The sequence below is a fragment of the Pseudomonas sp. OV546 genome, from assembly GCF_900116845.1.
In the GTDB taxonomy this organism is placed as follows: Bacteria; Pseudomonadota; Gammaproteobacteria; order Pseudomonadales; family Pseudomonadaceae; genus Aquipseudomonas; species Aquipseudomonas petroselini.
Window position 1 is genome coordinate 43,448 of sequence record NZ_FPCE01000007.1, and the last position, 16,386, is coordinate 59,833.

A 16,386-nucleotide genomic window follows, 5' to 3' on the forward strand; every position below is an offset into this window, starting at 1 on the left:
GGCTACCTCCGAATAATCAAACTGGAACCCGGCGCCCCGCCAAACCGCGCGGTGTTGCCGCGCACCTTGCAACTGCGCCAGCGTCCGGCGCAGCGGTCCTGGGCGGGGTCGTCGGTGGGTTCGTCGTGCTTGGTGAACAGTGCCGTGCCGATGTACGCGCAGGCCTCGCCTCGGTACTGGTTCATGCAGGCCCAGCGGCACAGGCTGGTAATTTGCTGTGTGGGGACTTTGATGCCCTGCAAGTCCGCCGGGCTGGAGAGTTGGAACTCCAGCTGCATCTCGTCTTCATCGGTTTTCTGTTCGATAAACCAGCTCATCACGCGTTGCTGGTCGCTGGCCTGCGGGTTGCCCTCGGGGAAGTTGGCGGCGTCGAGGTAATGGCGGAAGGTTTCGCGGATGGTCACCTTGGCGCCCGCCAGGTCGTCCAGATGCAGGCACAGTGCTGAGAGAGCGCCACGTACACCCGCGATTTCGTTGCCGACTGTCAGCGTTGGCAGTGCGGGGCGACCGTCGCCGTTGAGGTCCAGGCCTTTGGCTTCAATGCTGATCGGCTCATAGGCTTGGCCCTGCCAGATAATCGTGCCGTCCTGCATGTGGCCGTGAAAACGCATCAGGTCGCCGCCCAGGTGGGTGGCGTCGACTTCGTACAAGCGCACGGCGTCACCCGGCTCCAGCAGTTGGACGTCGGTGTTGATGGCCATGATGAGTCAGGGATAGAAGACTTGTTGGAAGGTCCAGCTCAGGGTGTAGATGCCTTTGCCGTGGGGCAACAGGCGGTAACCGGTGGCGCGAAAACGCGCTGCGCTACCGCCCGGTGGCGTCCATTGGAAAGAGCGTGAACCGCGATGCAGATCGAGGAATGCTCGCACCGGCTGGATCTTGGCCAGCACACCCGTCACGGAAACGTCCCAGGCTTCGGCTTGATTGTTGAGGCCGACGCCGATCACCTGCACGTAGCCGTCGCCAAATTCATTGATCTGCACGCGCTGTTCAATCTGGCCGGATGAGCCGAGGCGCACCGGCCAAACGAAGGTCTCCACTTAGCGTCTCCCTGTTGAATCCAGCAGGCCGTTTTGCCGTTGCTCCTGGCGGATGACTTGGCGCACGGCGTCTTCAATCGCCTGGCCCATCTGCTGCGCGAATTGCTGGGCGCCCGCTTGGGAGGTGACGGACATTGCACTGTTGCCTCGCGCATCGACGTTGATCTGCACACTGACCGACGGCATTGGCTGCGCACTGCCGGGCGGTGCCTGGGCCAGGAATTGCTTGAGGTCGCGATTGGTGCGGCCGTCCACCACCCGCTCGCCCTGTTGAAGTAACCAGGTGCCGGTCTTCGGAATCGTGTCGATGCCCTCGTGGGCCATGCCGACCAAGGTGGTCGCGGCGATCATACCCACCGAGGCATAACCCAGCGCTCGAACCAACGCCGCCGCTGCCGGACCGGCTGGCCCCAGTTCCAGAGCCTTGGTCGCCGCCACCTCAGTGTTGATGATCGCCTGGGCCATGGCCGCTGCTTTGCTGGCGAAAAACAGCAGTTTGTACGCTGCTGAACCTTCACCCGCGAGCTGCTTGAACAGGTCGGCGGCATTGCCAATGAGTTCGCTAAACACGCCGAGCGTGGCCGAGCGATAGGCGTCTTGAATCTCGGCTAGCCGGTCATTGTTCTGCTGGTTGATCTCGGCGACGCGGTCCAGGTATTGCTGTTCGCTGGTGAGTTTTTGGTCGAAGAACAGTTGCTGACGTTCCAGCTCTTTGTCGCGCCATTTCTGCAGTTCTCGCTCCACTTCGGTGAGGCGAATCAGCTCGGCGCTTGGGCCACCGACGGCGCTATCCAGCCCCATGAAGGCCGGTGCTTTGCCGACCGATGCGCCAGAGATTGCATCGGCTGCGTTGCGGTACTGTTCCGCCGATAATCCGCCCTGTTTTTGCAGTCGGTCCAGTTCGGCAAAACGCTTGCGTGTGCTGACCAGCAGGTTGTCTTCCTGCTGCTGAATCTCCGTCAGCAGTTCCTGATAGCCTCGCTGGGTATTGAGGTGATCAACCGCCAACGCCGCCCGTTGCAGCTCAATTTTCTTCAACTGATCAAGCTGAGCGAGTGAGCCTTGATTGATCTCGTACTCGATGCGGGCGCGTTCGGTTTTCTGGTCACTGAGCTGGAGCTGCTCACGCAATGAACGCAGGGTTCGCTCGTAACTATCCTGAAGCCTTTGCGCTTCACGCTGGGCGGCTTCAGCGGCTTGCCGAGCTTGGCGGTTCGCCTCTTCCTGGGCTCGGTTCGCAGCCTCTTGCGCGTCCTTGAGTTGGGCGACGGCCTGGGCGCGGGCCAGTAGTGCGCGACCGGCTTCGGTCTGATTGAGCTGATCACGCTCGGCCTGTCGATTGATTTCACCAAGGGCCGAACCGTCCCGCAGGCGGGCCATCTGCTCAAGCAAGTTGTTGATGCGCCGCTCCCACGCAGCCGTCAGTTCGGCATCTGGCGGTTTGATGCTTTGCAGTCCGGCGCTGACACCTTCGGCGGCGCTCTGAGCGTTGCGTAATATGCCGTCCAGCGCGTCGATGCGCTTGCCTGCCTCATCGGCCTGTTGCTGACTGCGGGCATAGGCACCAGCCAGGCCTTCGATTTGATCACGCAGTTTTTGACTCGGACCAATGGCGTTGATCAGCGCCTGAGTCGCCGCGTCGATATCCTGCCCACCCGCCACTGCCCGCCGAAACGCCGTCACCGCACGGTCTCTGGCAAAGGGATTGGCGTTGTAGCTATCGCCCCATTTATCCAACAACTGGGCGCGCTGGCGAATATCGCGCAAAGCTAGCTCAGCCGCCTTGCGCGCTTCGTTCTGCTGGTCGAGCAATTGCTTGAGGATCGGACGCCGCTGGGCGTTGCTCAGGGCCTCCCACTCCTTGCGGAGTTCGGCCAAAGGACGCTGCAAATCCACCGCCGAGACGCGGGCCTTGTCCGCATTGTCACTAAACAACAGAAGACTGGTGGCCGTTGTTCCTACTAGGAACGCAAACCCCATCGGCCCACCCAACACCGCCGCGACACCCGAGATCGCCCGCGCCGACAATGAACTCGCCGCCGCATATGCCGCCTGCGCCGCAGCCGCAGCGCGTGAAGCCTCCAGATCCGCCAGCTTCGCCGCCGTCAGCGCCCGCGTTGCGGTATTGAGCTGCTGCGCCGTCACCGCTGCCGCCACACGTCGCTCGGCCAACAACACCTCAGCCTGGGTAACGCGCGCGATCAACGCCGAGGCATCCAGTGCAGCCCGCGCACGGCCCAACTCCGCCGAGTACGCCACTCGCGCCGCGTCTACCTGCTGATACAGCGCTTTGATGCTCTCCGCCGCTGTCTGAGTGATCCAGCCCAACCCAGTGCCGACAGCGATGGCCGACAACACGCCCAAGTTATCCGCCACATAGTTGATCGCCTGCGCCAACTTCGCCGTGGCCTGCGAGCCGCTGTCAGCAGTGCCGATGTACTGCATAAAGGCATCGCGCAGACGCAGGCTGGCATCGGCCACCGAGGTCGCCATGCCGCCGGTTTCCTTGCGCATACGGCCGATCTGGCTGACCCAAGCCTTCGCGACGACATCTACCGTTAACTTGCCCTCGGACGCCATCAAGCGCAGCTCGTCGCGGTTCTTGCCTAGGGCATCCTGCAACGCCTGCAACAAACGCGGCGCCTGCGTGACCACCGCGTTGAAACCGTCACCCTGCAATTTGCCACGCTCCAGAGACTTGCTGACCTGATCGATCACCGTTGCCGTGGCCTGCGCCTTGGTGCCGCTGACCGTCAGGCCCAGCGACAGGGCTTCGGTCATGTTCAGCGCGTCTTCGGCGGTGCCGCCATAGTCCTTCAGCACGCCAGCGGTACGGATGAACAGCTCGGCGTTTTCGGAGAAGGCTTTGAAGGTGACCCGGCCGATGTCCATCAGGCGGGTTTGGGCCTCGGCAAAGTCGGCCTGGGAGTCGGTGGCGAGTTGAAGGCGCGAGGCGATTTGGCCCCATTGGTCGGCCATGGCGATCAGGTTACCGACGGCCAGGGCTCCGGCCATTAGGCGGACGTAGCTGCCGACAGCGCCGGAGAGTGAACCGACGGCTCGCTCCTGGGCGCGGATTGCAGATTCCTGGGCACGCCAGCCTGCAGAGGCTTCGCGGTTGCCGGCAGTGACGGTGCGCAGGTAGTCGCGCCCTACTCGACCGGCGCGGGCCATTTCGCGTTGGTATGCGCTGGTTTCGGCGGAGACGCTGACGATTAGGGAGCGCAAGGTCTGACCATTCATGGCATTCCAAGGCCCCCCAATGTTTAGGTCAACTTACAAGGGCAGTTAGCTGGAACTGCATTGCTCAATTACTTTGTCCGCCTTGCCCTTGGCTTTCGCTGCGCTGCTCACCAACGGCCCGTTTTCCGGTGTCATGGTCTTATCACGCATGTGTACATCGTAGTAGCCAGGCAACCCTTCCGGCAGCAAAGCCTTGCTGTAACGCTGAAACGCCACGCACTCTGCCGTGCGCTCACAGCGCTGAGCCCGTTGTGAAGACGCAACGCAACTGTCAGCTCGGGCCTTTAACTGGCTCATCTCCGTTTCGACGGATTGCGCGACTGCCTGCGTGGCAATCAACGAGAAAATCAACCCCAACACTTTTTTCATAAAACACCTGCTCGATGAGTAAGAGGTCGACTGTAATTACTTTGGATTAGAGTTATTACTCAATTCGATGCACTTGAATGCGTCTGCGAACAGCCCGAGGAAAATCATGTGTTATCGAGACTCACCACCCTGATTTTCCGATCAAAGAAATGACGCCAGTGTTCAGTCCAGGCGAACTCATCAATGCTGACCACATCAATGATCCCGAGCTTCGCCCACTCCGCGAATTTCGCATTGTTGTAAACGAAGGGATTTCGCAAAACCCCGGCGCCAAGATCCAAGGTCATCAAGCGCAAGCTGAGCAAGGCGCCATTCTTGTATTCCACGCCACCATAGCGACACAGCACGATATCGACCTGCTTTACCCCAAAGGAGTTGAGCGACTCAATTTCCAGATTGACCGCCGGATAGAAAAAGCGCCCATCGCCACGGGCAACCACTTCGGCATAGGCGGTGCTGCTTTTAAAAGCACGCTGGTCGTCTTCACTGATGCTCAGGTTGCCGCCTTTGTAGATCCTGGCGTTGAGTAGTGTCATTGCGGACGGTGTCTTCACTAGTCGCAGAACGGCGGCTTCGCAGTTTTCGAGCAGGACGTACGTAAGGCGCGGAGTGTTGCCGAAACGGTAGAAACCCAAGGCAACGATGAGGATGGCAATGAACAACACCAGCACCAAACTGATCAGGGAACGCTTGATGATAGGTCTCACATGATTTCTCCTGGAGAGAAAAATGCGAAGGTATCATCGGTTTTCAATCGAGTCTGTCAGCTCGGTCTGTCAGGTATTGCCGCAGTTGCACCTCGCCATCCTCTTCTCTATCCGGAAGCTCATCGTCAGGTCGCCACCTTGGTAATAGATCCAAAGGGGCAACCTTCGCGCCCTGCGCCTGAAACACGGCAGCCGCAAGGATCGCCGTCTGCACATCCCCTCTCACATCACTGATGGGTGATTCGCGGTTGTAGGCTTGCCACAAGAACAGCTCTTCGGCGCTCAGTTGCTCGATCAGTTCGCGCAAGGTCTTGCCGAGCCGCAGAGCCAGGGCCATGAGAAACCCAAGCTCCGGCTCAGCGTTTAGGCGTTTCCCGCCATGTCGACTGGATCAGGCGAATCAGCCTCAGCGCTGACACCGCTCAGCTCAAACGCTTTGGCCACCAACCGGTCATGCACCGGGCTAAACGCCTCCACCAACTCATCCACATCGTCATCGCCAAACAACCTGCGACCCGACAACTCGAACAATGTCCGAGCCAGGACAAACGCGTACAGCGGCACACTGAACACCTCAATCAGCGGCTCCTCGGGCTGATCCTTTCCGTCAACAACGGGCGGCTGAGCACTCAACCCAGCCGCCACACGCGCCTGTCGAACCTGCTCCAGCGCCCGCCGTCGATACTCCAACCAATCTCCCGCGCTCAGCGCACGAATCACCACCGTAGCGCCCTCCCACTCCTCAACCTGCACGCTCTCATGTTTGAAATTACGCAACGGGTCGAGGATTTTTTCGCGCAGGTCGCTATCGCTGGTTCTTGCACGCGGCATTACGCACCTCCATTACCCGTATCGAAGCTGACCGCCCCGGTGATCCGCACATTGAACGTGCCATTCACCGTGCTATTCGGTGCAGCGTCCCAGGTGAACTGAGTCACCAACCCAAGAAACAACGAGCTGGTTTTGTCCTTGAACACCACTTTGAACGCACGCGGCTCGCCGTCATCCCTCGCCTCGCGCAGCACGGTTTGCGCCTCGTCATCCGCCTTCCAGTTGCCGGACATGCTGAAGGTGCCGTTGTCCGCCAAGCCGGTGGTGAACTCCTTGGCGTCGCTGGCCAGGGTGGTGGTTTCGATCTCGTCGGACTGCCCGCCCTGGAACTGGGGCTGCTTGATGGTCACCGAGAGGTCGGCGAACTCCAGAGTGTCGTCAGTGGGGTCGGTGGTGCTGGTTTTCGACACGCTGACCTGCGTGCCTTGGGATTTGACGTACTTGGACTTGGTCGGCGTCTGGCTGGCCATGGTGCCTCCTAGGGTTGCAGGGTGTACTCCCAGCTCACGCGGAACAGACGCGTGTCGGGCTCGTAGTCATCGGGTAAACGCATCGCCTCGCTGACGCAAAAATCGGGGCCGCTGGCGGACATCAGGTCGAAGGCTTGTTCGGCCAGGAGGATCGCTTCGCGTTTGCTCAGCGCCCAGGCGTCGATCTGGATTTGCGCGTCGGTTGAGCCGTCCCAACCGGAAAGTGTCCAGCCTGCACCACCGCTGATCAGAGTCCAGGTGATGCGGGGTGACGCGGCGTCGGCTGGGGCAATTTCCGGGTAGACGCGACCGTCTGCCAGCGTGCCAATGCGGGCGGCGATGGCGGTTTCGATCATCGGGCTAACAGCGCCTGATCGATGGCCTGGGCGAGTTTGCTACGCACTGCGCCTTCGATATCAGGAAGGCTGCGGTCCCAGGTTGGGCGGATGAAGGGTTTGGCGTTCATCTTTGACGTGCCGAGTTCCAGAAAGCGCCAGTAAAAAGGTGCCGGTGAATTCTTCGGGCGTCTCACGCTGACACCTGCCACGGCGGCGCCCGGTGTATCCCGCTGGCGTAGGCGTTTAGCAACGATATGTTTTTGCAGTTTGCCGCTGCGGATGGGCGCGCTCTTGCGGGTGCGGTCCTGGGCTACGCGGGCTCCGGCCAATGTGGCGTCGCGCACCACTTTGTTGGAGGTGGCTTTGGCCAGTCGCTGGAAGTCAGCTTCCAGCTCTGCGAGGCCTATGACGCGTAGCGAGATATCAAGCATTGGCCTTCACCGTTTTGCACATCAGCTTAAGTTCGCATCGGGCGTAATCCAGCAGCGCCGCTTCGATCAGGTAGTAGGTGTCGCCCTTCACCACGCGCATGCCGGAGACGATGCCCTGGCGTGGGCGGATTAACACTTCCACCGTGACTTCCCGTTGCTCCTGAGCTGCCGCCATCCAGGATCGGCCGGAGACTGGGCGGATCTCGGCCCAGGTCTCGCCGACATCCAGCCAGACTTCGATCCATCCGCCGATATCGTCTTGCACACGGGTCAGGCGTTGGAGCGTTACCCGATGGCGCAAGCGACCGGCACGCATCACACACCCAGATTGCAGCGGAACGGTGCGAGCAAGGATCGCGATCCGGTGGGTAAGTCGGTGCGGCCGGTTTCGCTGAACAGGTCGACGCGACTGTCGTAAAAGTGCCCGAGGATCAGCAGGCAGGCGGCGAGGATCGACGGGGTGATCAGCAGTGGGTCTTGCCCAGCGTCACCCGCGAAAACGGCCAGTTCCAAGTCTGGTGTGTTGGCGTAGAAGCGCCGCTGCAAGTACTGCATCGCGGCGTCTTCCGCTGCATCCAGATAACGCTGCACCAGCGGCTGATCAACCGGTTCGGCTCGTAAATGGAGCATCGCGGTTTCAATGTCGATCACGCTCATGATCAGGCAGCCTTGGCTCGGCGACCTTCTGGTTCAGGCGGCGCAGGCACGGTGAATGGGCCATGGATAAAGGCCTCGGGGCGCTTCACGGCCAGGGCGACGCGTTCTTCACAGCGGATGGAGATCAGGTTCTTCTCGAAGTCATCCGCGTTCTCGGTGCTGACCACCACGTTGGCGTCTTCGCGGTCGAACAACTGCGCGCCAGTGCGGAAGGCGCCGGTCAGGAATTTGCCTTCAAACCCACTGGCCTCGGTCGCCACCACCGGTAGGCCCCACAACACAGGCCCGGCGAGGCCCAGGGGATTGGCGAGGATGTAGCGGCCCAAGGTGTCCTTGGTCAGCTCAATCTTGGCCCAGTCGATGAAGTGCAAAACGTGGCCGCTGGAGGGCAGCCGCGCGAGTTGGGCTTGCAGCATTGCCAGGCGCAGGTCATCGATGCCGGATTGCTCTTGCACCGAAAAGGCCGGGGCAAATGGCGAGGCCTGGGGCACTATGCCGTGGAGGTGGACACCGGTACCGTCGCCGAACAGGATCTCATCTTCCTCCACGTACTTGAGGCCGTAGCGCATTTCGATGTCGATGGTGGATTGCAGTTGAGTGAAGTCATCGAGGATTTGCTTGGCGGCTTTGAACATGTGCGCGAGGGTGGAGACGGCGGTGATTTTGATGCCGAACTGGATGTCCGAATAGGGTTTGGCTTGACCTTCCGGCACAACAGCGGCGGCGTTGGTGAAGCCGGTTTGTTGGACCCAGAAGATTGCTGGTGCGGTGGTTCTGCCTGGGGCGATTAGGTCGCGGATGAACAGGCGTTGCTTGGGTAGCGTGTCGATGCCGGGGAGGCGTTGGGGCTCGACAACGCCTTCGGGAATGTCCTTGGACAACAGCGCCGCATTCACCGGAATGCTGATGCGCTTGCCGCCTTCAACGCTGGAGGCGAAGGCTTTGAGGGCTTCGCTTTTGACCACGCAGACGCCGAGGCTGTCTTGGGGTGGTGAGGCTGTTGGGCTGGGCAGCCGGGCGAATTCCTGCTCGATCTCGCCGAGGCGAGTTTTCAACTGGATTTCGGCTTCAGTCAGGGTGTTGAATTTCAGCGCCAGTTCATCGACGGCAGCCTTCGTTTGTTCAGATAGACCGCCAGCCTTGCGCGCTTCGCTCATGGCCTCTTCGGCCTGTTTGCTGAAGGCGCTGGAGGCACGTTCCAGCTCGGCGGAGACCTGTTTGAGCAGGTCGTGGGTGGTGTCGGACATGGTTTATCCTCCTAACACTTGTAAAACTACGATAGACAAGTGGATCATGTTTGCGGAACGCTACAGCTCATCACTTATACGACTCAAAAAAACCAAAACTGTAACAACCCCCAAGCCAAACAATGAAAAGCAGTACTTAACCAAGGACTTCACAATGAACAACTGGAGCTTTTCAACTGGCTGGATCGATTTACCGGACGAAGCACGCAGTAAAGTCCCAGGGCCTTTTGACCCTTGTAATTTCTGGTTAAAAACCGCAAGCAATGAGTTGACGTTAGAGGCAATGCGCCAATGGTTTTTTGCACGCTACGAAGACCCCTCATCATCCACTCCGCATAATGGGGCAGATGGAGGTTATATTTTTATATATGGGGGCCCTTTTGATCCAAACGACGTAATCCAAGAACGTTTTGGAGAGCTCGTAGACTACAATTTGATTGAAGATTTAATTAAAGAACTACAAAAAATTCCAGGCGGGCATGAATGGGCTCCAGTCGAACGAGATAAAATCGAAGAGTATGATACCGCTCTAGCTGCTGCTGTACTGTCTCGCGATGATCCGGCCCGATTTCTAATGGATCGGTTAGCGGAAATAAACAATTCGATGAAAGAAGCAGATGGGAACCCAAGCAGATTTTTCTTGGCCCAGCTTCTTCATAGCGCGGCCATTACTGCCTTGGAAGCATATTTGCTCGACACCATAAATTTCTGGGTATCTGACAGTGATGAGGTCTTCAGGATATTTGTCGAGCGCAATACAGATATTGGTAAAGAAAAAATCCCAGTCTCAGAAATATTCTCCAAGATTGAACGAATTAAGGGAGAGGTAGCGGAATACCTTCAAGAATTCGTCTGGCATCGCCTAGACAAGGTTAAATTAATGATTGAGCGATCATTCGAAATAACCTTCCCAGAAATAAACAAAATTATGACTCAGGTTGTAATTCGCCACCATATTGTCCACAGAGGCGGACGTGACAAAAACGGAGAACTTGTATTTATTGCCACCGAAGACGTTCTGAAAATCTGTGAAGAGGTAAAAAAATTCTCTACCCACCTAGAAAGTGAATTAGATAAACGTTTCAAACGGCCAAGCAGACAAGGTTGGTTTGACTTTAACTCTGACTTCGAAGATGACCTGCCATTCTAAGCCCTGCTCGCATCTGGATCCGAAAAAAATAGCGACTGTACGACCTCATAAGACATAACCCCTGGGGAGATATGAAAACTGCCGTATCGACTATCTAACGCTGGCCAACGCCGCGCGCAATTTTGAAAGGGCCCGCTCGAGTTCGGGAAGGCCCACACTTCCCCTTTTTTCCATGAAATTTACATAACGCCGCGCCAGCAATCCAGCTGGCACTGCGTTGAACTGCGTAGTATCCAGGGCAAGCAATCCATCAGCAAACCCTTGCTCCACGGCAGCGCTGCCGGCAATCCAGCTGTCCGCGTTCATCAGTTGTTGCATTGCATCTTGGGAGTCGCCGGTGCGGGCGGCGTAGATATCAGCCATGGCCTGGTCGAATGGCGCTAACCTCTCGGCCATCTCCATCAGGTCATAGCGATTGCCCATGGCAACCACCCAGCAGTTATGGATGTTCAAGAACCCGGCGCGGGCGATGCGTACCTCGTCTCCGGCCATCGCAATAATCGACGCTGCCGATGCGGCCAGTCCCAGCACCTTGACTACGACCTTGCCGGAGTACTCACGCAGGAGGTTGTAGATCGCCAAACCTTCGAACATGTCGCCGCCCGGCGAGTTCATGTTCACCGTAACGTCAGCGCCGTCGATAGTGCGTAACGCGGCGGCAATGCGTTTCGCGGTGACGCCCTCACCTGTCCAGGGATCGAAGCCGATAGGGTCGAAGATGGAGATGCTGTGCTTATCTTCATTTGCCGCTCGGATCGATGCGTTCCAACGCTCCAGGGCCAAGGGCCGAACCTCGCCGGATAGTTGGGCACACGGTTGCAACTGCGGCGCTAGCGGCAGGGTTTTGAGGGTCATGGGTGCTCCGTGTTACGCGGCGTTTTGTTTATCAAGTTGCTCAAGGGAAATCATCGCGGCCTGGACCGTGAAGATCTCACCGCCAGGGATTGGCGGCAGGTTTTCAAAACGGCGGACTTCGTTGCGATTGATCCAGCCGTGAGTCAGACCACTGATGTAGAAACTGGCGCGACCGGCGCTGTCAGCACGCAACAGACCTTCTACGGCGAACTCGACGAAGATCTGTTCTGCGTCGTTCTCGTCGATCAGGCAGCGATTGATTTCCTGTTCGATATTCACCAACAACGGACGCAGGCTGTTGGTGAGGAAATGCAGGTTCTGTGCCTCAACACTCGCAGCCCAACTGCTCTGCTTGGTCATGTGCCCGACCATGAACGGCGGTACACGAAACCAGCGGCAGATCTCTTCGACATTGAAGGCGCGGGTCTCCAGCATCTGCGCGGCTTCGGGGTTCATGGTGATGCCTTGGTACTTCAGGCCGGCTTCCAGCACCATGGTTTTTCCGGCGTTTTTCGAGCTGCTGAATTCCTCCAGGCTCTTGCGCAGGAGCTCACGTTGTTCTTTGGTCAGGGTGCCTGCGCCTTGTGCAGCGCCGCCTTCAACGGTGAGGAAACCCGAGGCTTGCAGGCCGTTGGCGAAGACCTTGGCTGCGGCCTCTTCTGCCGACATCGAGGCGCCGAAAATATCTCGCCCGGTGGTGATCGGCAGCATGCCGCAGATGCCGTCAAGTCCGAAACCACGGATGTGCACCAGGTGCTTTTCCAGGATCTCGCGTTGGCCTTGGGCCTCGTTGTAGAGATACTGCAGCCGACCATTGTCCAGACGTTTGACAGTCATGCATTGCGGCAGCAACGGCACCAGCGCCACCAAACGCGAGCCAATGACCTTCTTCTCGATGAAGGCGTTGCCGCGCAGGCAGAGGCTGGCGACCACCATCAGCATGAAGCGCTGCTGGGTCATTTCAATATTTGGAGAGCGGCACAGTACGCGGTACAGCGGATGGTCGGTGGCGGGTTCACGAGAACCATCGGGCAGTCGCCGGTAGAGCTTCAGTGGCAAGGTGGACACCGACTCCGAGAGCAAGCGCACGCAGGCCCAGACTGTCGACAGGCGCATGGCGGAATCGACCGATACGGCTTTTCCGCTGCTGGAGGTGCCGAACCACTCTTGCCAGAAGGCCTGCTCAGTCAAACCGATGGGCACGCCGAGCCACTGCTGCAAGGCGGCACGCAGCCGTCCGCGTTTCCAAAGTTTCACGGTCAGACGCCCACCATGATCGGGTTGTTGAAGAAGCCGTCGCGGTCGCCAACCTCGGCCAGTTGCAGTTCGGATGCACCGACGCTCATCGCCAGCGCTACCACCCCGTCAATGCGGCCAGTGCTTTTGCGTTTGGCGAAGATGCGGTTGTCCTTTTGATCCGCGTCGAGCACGGCGCTGGCGGCGTTCCAGCGTAGTACCGGGTTGGCTTTGATCTGGATGCGTTGCTCGGTGAGCAGGGTTTCCGTCAGCTCGATGGAGCGCGGCATCCAGAGGCCGGAATCCTTAGCGACTGTGTAGCCCTGACCGTGGGCGAACAACGGGACGTCGATGCCCTGCGCCTCCAGCTCTGGCAGGAAATACTTGATGCGGTAAGCGTCGAACGCCACGCCGACGATGTTGAAACGTGCGGCCTGTTCGCCGAGACGTGTGGCGACCGCGCCGTAGTCCACTGCACTGCCGGGCGGTGCGTGCAAGTAGCCTTCGCGTAGCCACACATCATAGGGCACGCGGTCGGTGCGGGCGCGTTCGTTCAGAGTGTCTTTTGGGGTCCAGAACTCGACCAGGGCCTTACGCAATCGCGGGAAATACAACGCGAGCGCGGTAAGGTCGCGGGTACCGGACAGGTCCAGACCGCCATAGCAGGGCTCGTTCTGGGGGATGTCCTCAAGGGCGAAATCGCCCTCGCATGCCAGCCAGACATCAGCCGAGAGCCAAGGATTTTCAGCATCCACCCACTGACAGAAGTTCAGCCGTCGAACGCTCGATTCCTTGGCGGGCATGCCCCTCGCTTCGGTGACTTGTTCGCGCAGGTACTTCAAGCCCGGCAGGCCACCGTTGGCATCGCCGGGTCGGCCGAACGCCAGGCTCGGGTTGGACTTGTACCAGCAGGCTTCGCCTTTGAACGGGTCGTCGCCTTCGTCCAGGGAGCAGATGAAGGCGAAAAAACTGTCGTCGTGTTGCTGGCCTGAGCAGATCGCTCGGCCGTACTCGTGGTACTCGTAGCAGACCGAAGTGCGGTCGTGGCCGCTATTGGTGATCATCACGATCAGCGCTTGGCGACGGCTCTTGGTACCGGCGCGGATCATGTCCACCACGACACGGGTTTTGTGTTCGTGGATCTCGTCCAGTAGCGCGATATGAGGGCGCGGGCCGGATTGGCCATCGTCGGCGCTGATAGGGCGGAAGAAGCTGCCGGAGGCGAAGTGGGCCAAGTTCCAGACTTTTTCGCCGCGACCGGATTTTTCCAAACGCTCGGCCAGCAAAGCAGATTGATCGACCATCGAGACCGCGTCGCGGAACAGGATCATGGCCTGGTCTTTTTTGGTCGCAGCTGCGTAGATCTCGGCGCGGGCTTCGGCGTCCGAGGTCATTCCGTATAGGCCGATGCCAGCGGCCAGCGGTGACTTGCCGGAGCCTTTCGCGGTTTCGATGTAGGCGGTGCGGAAGCGGCGGAAACCGTCCGAGCCTTTCCAACCGAACAGGCTGCCGACGATGAAGGACTGCCAGGGCAACAGCAAAAATGGCTGGCCTTCGTACTCGCCACCGTTCAGGCAGAGGACGTCTTCGAAGTAGCCGATGGCGCGGTTGGCCGCTTCCTGATCCCAGCGTAGACCTCGTTGGGCACCGTTTTCCAGGTCGTTTAGGTGGCGCTGGCACGTGTGACGAACATCCGGCCCGGCGACGATACGACCTTCGATTACCTCCAGGGCAAAGGCGCTGACGCGATCAGAAATACCTGTCCGCGATGCGCTTTTGCTCATTGGGGAATAGCTCACCTTGAGGTGCTGGTGCTTTCAGAGAGCGACGAGCCAAGGGCGACAAGCCGAACCTGGCGCCTGCCCCGTTGGCACGGCGTTCGGCGTCGTTGCGCAGCTTGCGCCATACCGACAGATCCTGGGCGCCGCTGCGGTAGGTTTGTACATCGCCGCGCAGGGATTGGCCCTGGCTCAGTTCGCGGATTTTCAGGGTCCAGAAGCGGTATTCAGCGACGGCTTCGCAGTAGTGAGCCATGGCTTGGCGGTCCAGGCGGGAGATCAGGCCTAGGGATTCCAGGTCGGGCACGATGCGCTCCCATTCGGAGCGGGCCTCCTCACTGAGCCAATCGGGTTTCGCGGGCGCTTCCACTGGCGCCAGTGGTTTCGCCTGCTCGCGCAGCAGTTCCTCGCGGTTGCGCTTGCTGGGGTTGCCATTGAGCAGGTGGACGATGGCAGGCTTGGCTGGACGCCCAGAGTTTTGATTGCCGGCCATTATTCACCTCAGATTTCACCAGGGAGCGCTGAGTGCGTGAAAGGGGCACCCCTCATTTTTCCCGCCGCTGCATAAAAACCGGGGGGCGGGGTCTTGAAGCTGGAGGCTGCGCAACTTTCACCCCACCCTCCCCTGGTTCCATGGGTGGTTTGGGTCGATGGGTTGGCCGTCGGTTGTGCAGCCGAGGATTACGCCTGACTTTTCGAAGCGTTGTTTGTGCGCGTCGTGGCAGTGTTTGCAGAGGGACTGCCAATTGGCGCGGTTCCAGAAGAGGTGCGTGTCGCCGTGGTGGGGATGGATGTGGTCGACGACTGAAGCTTGGGTGATACGGCCGTGGCGCTCGCATTCAACACATAGAGGATGGTGTCGTAACCAGCCTAGGCGGGCCTGCTGCCAACGGTAGCCGTAGCCGCGCTGGGCGGATGTGTTCATCCATCCTCGTCGCGTCGGGGAATTTTGGCACCGGCGAAGCGTTCAGCCAGATTCCGCACCTTGTCGACGCCGAGTAGGCCGACCATGCCACCTACGAACGCAGCAGCCTCTTGTGGGAGTCCTAGCAGGCTTAGTCCAGAGAGGATTGCCAGGGTGATGCAACCACAGAGGACAGACTCCAACAGCACCGCTTTTCGGGTGCCGCCTCGGTAGATGATTCGTAGCGCAGAAATCAATGCTGACAAGCTGGTGGCGTAGATGACTGAGGCATGTTGAGCCAGCCATGCGAGGGCAACGGCCCAAGCGGTGGGGTCTTTACTGGATGGCATATCGACAGTCCTCCGATACATCAAGATTCGTTAAAAACCAGTTACAACTCATCGGATGCACGCTGACGTATACGGGATTAGCATTGCCGAAAACTAAGCCAATGGCGTACATTAGCTATGATTTTCATCGAGACTTCAGGTTTCACCCGTCGCGTCAAAGAACTGATCGACGACGATGCCTATATGGCGTTTCAGAATGTGCTGATCGTGAATCCATCAGCCGGTGATGTAATTGAAGGCACAGGCGGAGTGCGCAAGATTCGGATTGCGGCCAAGGGCCACGGCAAACGAGGTGGAGCGCGAGTGATTTACTACCACTTCGTCTCGGCATCAAAGATCGTTTTTTTGATGATCTACCCAAAGAACGAACAGCAAGAGCTCACCGCTGACGAGCGTAAATCGTTGAAGGTTGCAATCGAACACTGGAGATAACCATGAGCAAATTTTTTGATGAACTGATGGAAAGCGTTGAGGAAATGAACGAGATCCTGCGCGGTGAACGTGAGCCTTCCCGCGAGTTTCACGTTGACGCAATGCGGGTCAAAGAAATTCGTAAGGCGACCGGGCTGACCCAAGCTAAATTCGCAGCGTTGATTGATGTTCAACTGGGTACGCTGCGTAACTGGGAGCAAGGTCGCCGAGACCCAACCGGGCCAGCTAAGGCGTTGCTGAAGGCGATCCACAATGACCCGGTGCATGTGCTGAACGCATTGGCAGGTTGAGTGGAGCTTCTGGCACAACACTCACAACGTAGCGACGTTCTATCACCGAGCGGAAAAT

Annotated in this window: 22 protein-coding genes; 3 read left to right on the forward strand and 19 right to left on the reverse strand. The window is 58.9% G+C overall.

From position 1 onward, the window contains the following. Positions 1 to 2: 2 nt before the first annotated feature. The 13 genes from BM403_RS16910 to BM403_RS16970 all read right to left on the reverse strand — a co-directional run bounded on the left by BM403_RS16910 (position 3) and on the right by BM403_RS16970 (position 9,333). Positions 3 to 701: a phage minor tail protein L gene (locus tag BM403_RS16910; RefSeq protein WP_065886268.1), complete on the reverse strand. Its 699-nt coding sequence runs from the start codon at positions 699 to 701 to the stop codon at positions 3 to 5. A 6-nt stretch (positions 702 to 707) separates the two neighbouring features. After that, on the reverse strand, positions 708 to 1,040 hold the full coding sequence (locus BM403_RS16915; RefSeq protein ID WP_093543853.1) for a phage tail protein: 333 nt from the start codon (positions 1,038 to 1,040) through the stop codon (positions 708 to 710). Then, entirely contained in the window at positions 1,041 to 4,283 is a 3,243-nt protein-coding gene (locus tag BM403_RS16920; RefSeq protein ID WP_093543855.1) for a tape measure protein, read from the reverse strand. It abuts the gene before it with no gap. 45 nt (positions 4,284 to 4,328) lie between these two features. Next, entirely contained in the window at positions 4,329 to 4,652 is a 324-nt protein-coding gene (locus tag BM403_RS16925) for a hypothetical protein (protein WP_065886265.1), read from the reverse strand. 104 nt (positions 4,653 to 4,756) lie between these two features. Continuing rightward, complete coding sequence (locus tag BM403_RS32215) at positions 4,757 to 5,359, reverse strand: hypothetical protein (protein ID WP_256577180.1); 603 nt, start codon at positions 5,357 to 5,359, stop codon at positions 4,757 to 4,759. 43 nt (positions 5,360 to 5,402) lie between these two features. Then, complete coding sequence (locus tag BM403_RS16935) at positions 5,403 to 5,696, reverse strand: phage tail assembly protein T (protein ID WP_093543857.1); 294 nt, start codon at positions 5,694 to 5,696, stop codon at positions 5,403 to 5,405. A 26-nt stretch (positions 5,697 to 5,722) separates the two neighbouring features. Continuing rightward, complete coding sequence (locus BM403_RS16940; protein WP_093543859.1) at positions 5,723 to 6,190, reverse strand: phage tail assembly chaperone; 468 nt, start codon at positions 6,188 to 6,190, stop codon at positions 5,723 to 5,725. Next, complete coding sequence (locus BM403_RS16945) at positions 6,190 to 6,660, reverse strand: phage tail tube protein (RefSeq protein WP_065886261.1); 471 nt, start codon at positions 6,658 to 6,660, stop codon at positions 6,190 to 6,192. Before BM403_RS16945 ends, BM403_RS16940 begins: the two co-directional genes overlap by 1 nt. 8 nt (positions 6,661 to 6,668) lie before the next feature. After that, entirely contained in the window at positions 6,669 to 7,016 is a 348-nt protein-coding gene (locus BM403_RS16950; RefSeq protein ID WP_093543861.1) for a tail completion protein gp17, read from the reverse strand. After that, positions 7,013 to 7,429, reverse strand: a complete 417-nt coding sequence (locus BM403_RS16955) for an HK97-gp10 family putative phage morphogenesis protein (RefSeq protein ID WP_093543863.1) — start codon at positions 7,427 to 7,429, stop codon at positions 7,013 to 7,015. The genes BM403_RS16950 and BM403_RS16955 overlap by 4 nt, the downstream gene beginning before the upstream one ends. Then, a complete protein-coding gene (locus BM403_RS16960) occupies positions 7,422 to 7,745 on the reverse strand; it encodes a phage head closure protein (protein WP_093543865.1) in 324 nt (107 codons plus the stop codon). Before BM403_RS16960 ends, BM403_RS16955 begins: the two co-directional genes overlap by 8 nt. After that, positions 7,745 to 8,086: a head-tail connector protein gene (locus BM403_RS16965; RefSeq protein WP_093543867.1), complete on the reverse strand. Its 342-nt coding sequence runs from the start codon at positions 8,084 to 8,086 to the stop codon at positions 7,745 to 7,747. The genes BM403_RS16960 and BM403_RS16965 overlap by 1 nt, the downstream gene beginning before the upstream one ends. 2 nt (positions 8,087 to 8,088) lie before the next feature. Next, the gene (locus tag BM403_RS16970) at positions 8,089 to 9,333 is read right to left on the reverse strand and encodes a phage major capsid protein (RefSeq protein WP_093543869.1); all 1,245 of its coding nucleotides are present in this window, start codon (positions 9,331 to 9,333) and stop codon (positions 8,089 to 8,091) included. Positions 9,334 to 9,379: 46 nt separating this feature from the next. Between BM403_RS16970 and BM403_RS31580 the strand changes: the two genes are divergently transcribed. Then, positions 9,380 to 10,483 (forward strand): hypothetical protein, encoded by a 1,104-nt coding sequence (locus tag BM403_RS31580; RefSeq protein WP_139237985.1) that lies wholly within the window; start codon positions 9,380 to 9,382, stop codon positions 10,481 to 10,483. Positions 10,484 to 10,573: 90 nt separating this feature from the next. On the opposite strand, the gene BM403_RS16980 is transcribed toward BM403_RS31580, so the two are convergent. The 6 genes from BM403_RS16980 to BM403_RS17005 form a co-directional block, all read right to left on the reverse strand. Next, positions 10,574 to 11,338 (reverse strand): head maturation protease, ClpP-related, encoded by a 765-nt coding sequence (locus BM403_RS16980; protein WP_093543875.1) that lies wholly within the window; start codon positions 11,336 to 11,338, stop codon positions 10,574 to 10,576. Positions 11,339 to 11,350: 12 nt separating this feature from the next. Beyond that, entirely contained in the window at positions 11,351 to 12,595 is a 1,245-nt protein-coding gene (locus BM403_RS16985) for a phage portal protein (RefSeq protein ID WP_093543877.1), read from the reverse strand. Between the two features lie 2 nt (positions 12,596 to 12,597). Next, positions 12,598 to 14,358 (reverse strand): terminase large subunit, encoded by a 1,761-nt coding sequence (locus BM403_RS16990; RefSeq protein WP_093543879.1) that lies wholly within the window; start codon positions 14,356 to 14,358, stop codon positions 12,598 to 12,600. After that, the gene (locus tag BM403_RS16995) at positions 14,324 to 14,845 is read right to left on the reverse strand and encodes a phage terminase small subunit P27 family (protein WP_093543881.1); all 522 of its coding nucleotides are present in this window, start codon (positions 14,843 to 14,845) and stop codon (positions 14,324 to 14,326) included. Before BM403_RS16995 ends, BM403_RS16990 begins: the two co-directional genes overlap by 35 nt. 117 nt (positions 14,846 to 14,962) lie before the next feature. Beyond that, positions 14,963 to 15,277 carry an HNH endonuclease gene (locus tag BM403_RS17000; RefSeq protein ID WP_093543883.1) on the reverse strand — a complete coding sequence of 105 codons (315 nt, stop codon included), beginning with the start codon at positions 15,275 to 15,277 and terminating at the stop codon, positions 14,963 to 14,965. Then, entirely contained in the window at positions 15,274 to 15,606 is a 333-nt protein-coding gene (locus tag BM403_RS17005; protein ID WP_093544173.1) for a phage holin, lambda family, read from the reverse strand. Before BM403_RS17005 ends, BM403_RS17000 begins: the two co-directional genes overlap by 4 nt. A gap of 117 nt (positions 15,607 to 15,723) precedes the next feature. Between BM403_RS17005 and BM403_RS17010 the strand changes: the two genes are divergently transcribed. Continuing rightward, positions 15,724 to 16,038 (forward strand): type II toxin-antitoxin system RelE/ParE family toxin, encoded by a 315-nt coding sequence (locus tag BM403_RS17010; protein WP_016975179.1) that lies wholly within the window; start codon positions 15,724 to 15,726, stop codon positions 16,036 to 16,038. A 2-nt stretch (positions 16,039 to 16,040) separates the two neighbouring features. Next, complete coding sequence (gene nadS / locus BM403_RS17015; protein ID WP_016975178.1) at positions 16,041 to 16,328, forward strand: NadS family protein; 288 nt, start codon at positions 16,041 to 16,043, stop codon at positions 16,326 to 16,328. Positions 16,329 to 16,386: the final 58 nt, after the last annotated feature.

What these genes read in the sequence shown, in the direction of transcription:
- BM403_RS16910 (WP_065886268.1), bottom strand. Translation starts at nt 701, where the DNA reads ATGGCCATCAACACCGACGTCCAACTGCTGGAGCCGGGTGACGCCGTG.
- BM403_RS16920 (WP_093543855.1), bottom strand. Translation starts at nt 4,283, where the DNA reads ATGAATGGTCAGACCTTGCGCTCCCTAATCGTCAGCGTCTCCGCCGAA.
- BM403_RS16925 (WP_065886265.1), bottom strand. Translation starts at nt 4,652, where the DNA reads ATGAAAAAAGTGTTGGGGTTGATTTTCTCGTTGATTGCCACGCAGGCA.
- BM403_RS16935 (WP_093543857.1), bottom strand. Translation starts at nt 5,696, where the DNA reads ATGGCCCTGGCTCTGCGGCTCGGCAAGACCTTGCGCGAACTGATCGAG.
- BM403_RS16940 (WP_093543859.1), bottom strand. Translation starts at nt 6,190, where the DNA reads ATGCCGCGTGCAAGAACCAGCGATAGCGACCTGCGCGAAAAAATCCTC.
- BM403_RS16945 (WP_065886261.1), bottom strand. Translation starts at nt 6,660, where the DNA reads ATGGCCAGCCAGACGCCGACCAAGTCCAAGTACGTCAAATCCCAAGGC.
- BM403_RS16950 (WP_093543861.1), bottom strand. Translation starts at nt 7,016, where the DNA reads ATGATCGAAACCGCCATCGCCGCCCGCATTGGCACGCTGGCAGACGGT.
- BM403_RS16955 (WP_093543863.1), bottom strand. Translation starts at nt 7,429, where the DNA reads ATGCTTGATATCTCGCTACGCGTCATAGGCCTCGCAGAGCTGGAAGCT.
- BM403_RS16960 (WP_093543865.1), bottom strand. Translation starts at nt 7,745, where the DNA reads ATGCGTGCCGGTCGCTTGCGCCATCGGGTAACGCTCCAACGCCTGACC.
- BM403_RS16965 (WP_093543867.1), bottom strand. Translation starts at nt 8,086, where the DNA reads ATGAGCGTGATCGACATTGAAACCGCGATGCTCCATTTACGAGCCGAA.
- BM403_RS16970 (WP_093543869.1), bottom strand. Translation starts at nt 9,333, where the DNA reads ATGTCCGACACCACCCACGACCTGCTCAAACAGGTCTCCGCCGAGCTG.
- BM403_RS31580 (WP_139237985.1), top strand. Translation starts at nt 9,380, where the DNA reads ATGTTTGCGGAACGCTACAGCTCATCACTTATACGACTCAAAAAAACC.
- BM403_RS16980 (WP_093543875.1), bottom strand. Translation starts at nt 11,338, where the DNA reads ATGACCCTCAAAACCCTGCCGCTAGCGCCGCAGTTGCAACCGTGTGCC.
- BM403_RS16990 (WP_093543879.1), bottom strand. Translation starts at nt 14,358, where the DNA reads ATGAGCAAAAGCGCATCGCGGACAGGTATTTCTGATCGCGTCAGCGCC.
- BM403_RS16995 (WP_093543881.1), bottom strand. Translation starts at nt 14,845, where the DNA reads ATGGCCGGCAATCAAAACTCTGGGCGTCCAGCCAAGCCTGCCATCGTC.
- BM403_RS17000 (WP_093543883.1), bottom strand. Translation starts at nt 15,277, where the DNA reads ATGAACACATCCGCCCAGCGCGGCTACGGCTACCGTTGGCAGCAGGCC.
- BM403_RS17005 (WP_093544173.1), bottom strand. Translation starts at nt 15,606, where the DNA reads ATGCCATCCAGTAAAGACCCCACCGCTTGGGCCGTTGCCCTCGCATGG.
- BM403_RS17010 (WP_016975179.1), top strand. Translation starts at nt 15,724, where the DNA reads ATGATTTTCATCGAGACTTCAGGTTTCACCCGTCGCGTCAAAGAACTG.
- nadS (WP_016975178.1), top strand. Translation starts at nt 16,041, where the DNA reads ATGAGCAAATTTTTTGATGAACTGATGGAAAGCGTTGAGGAAATGAAC.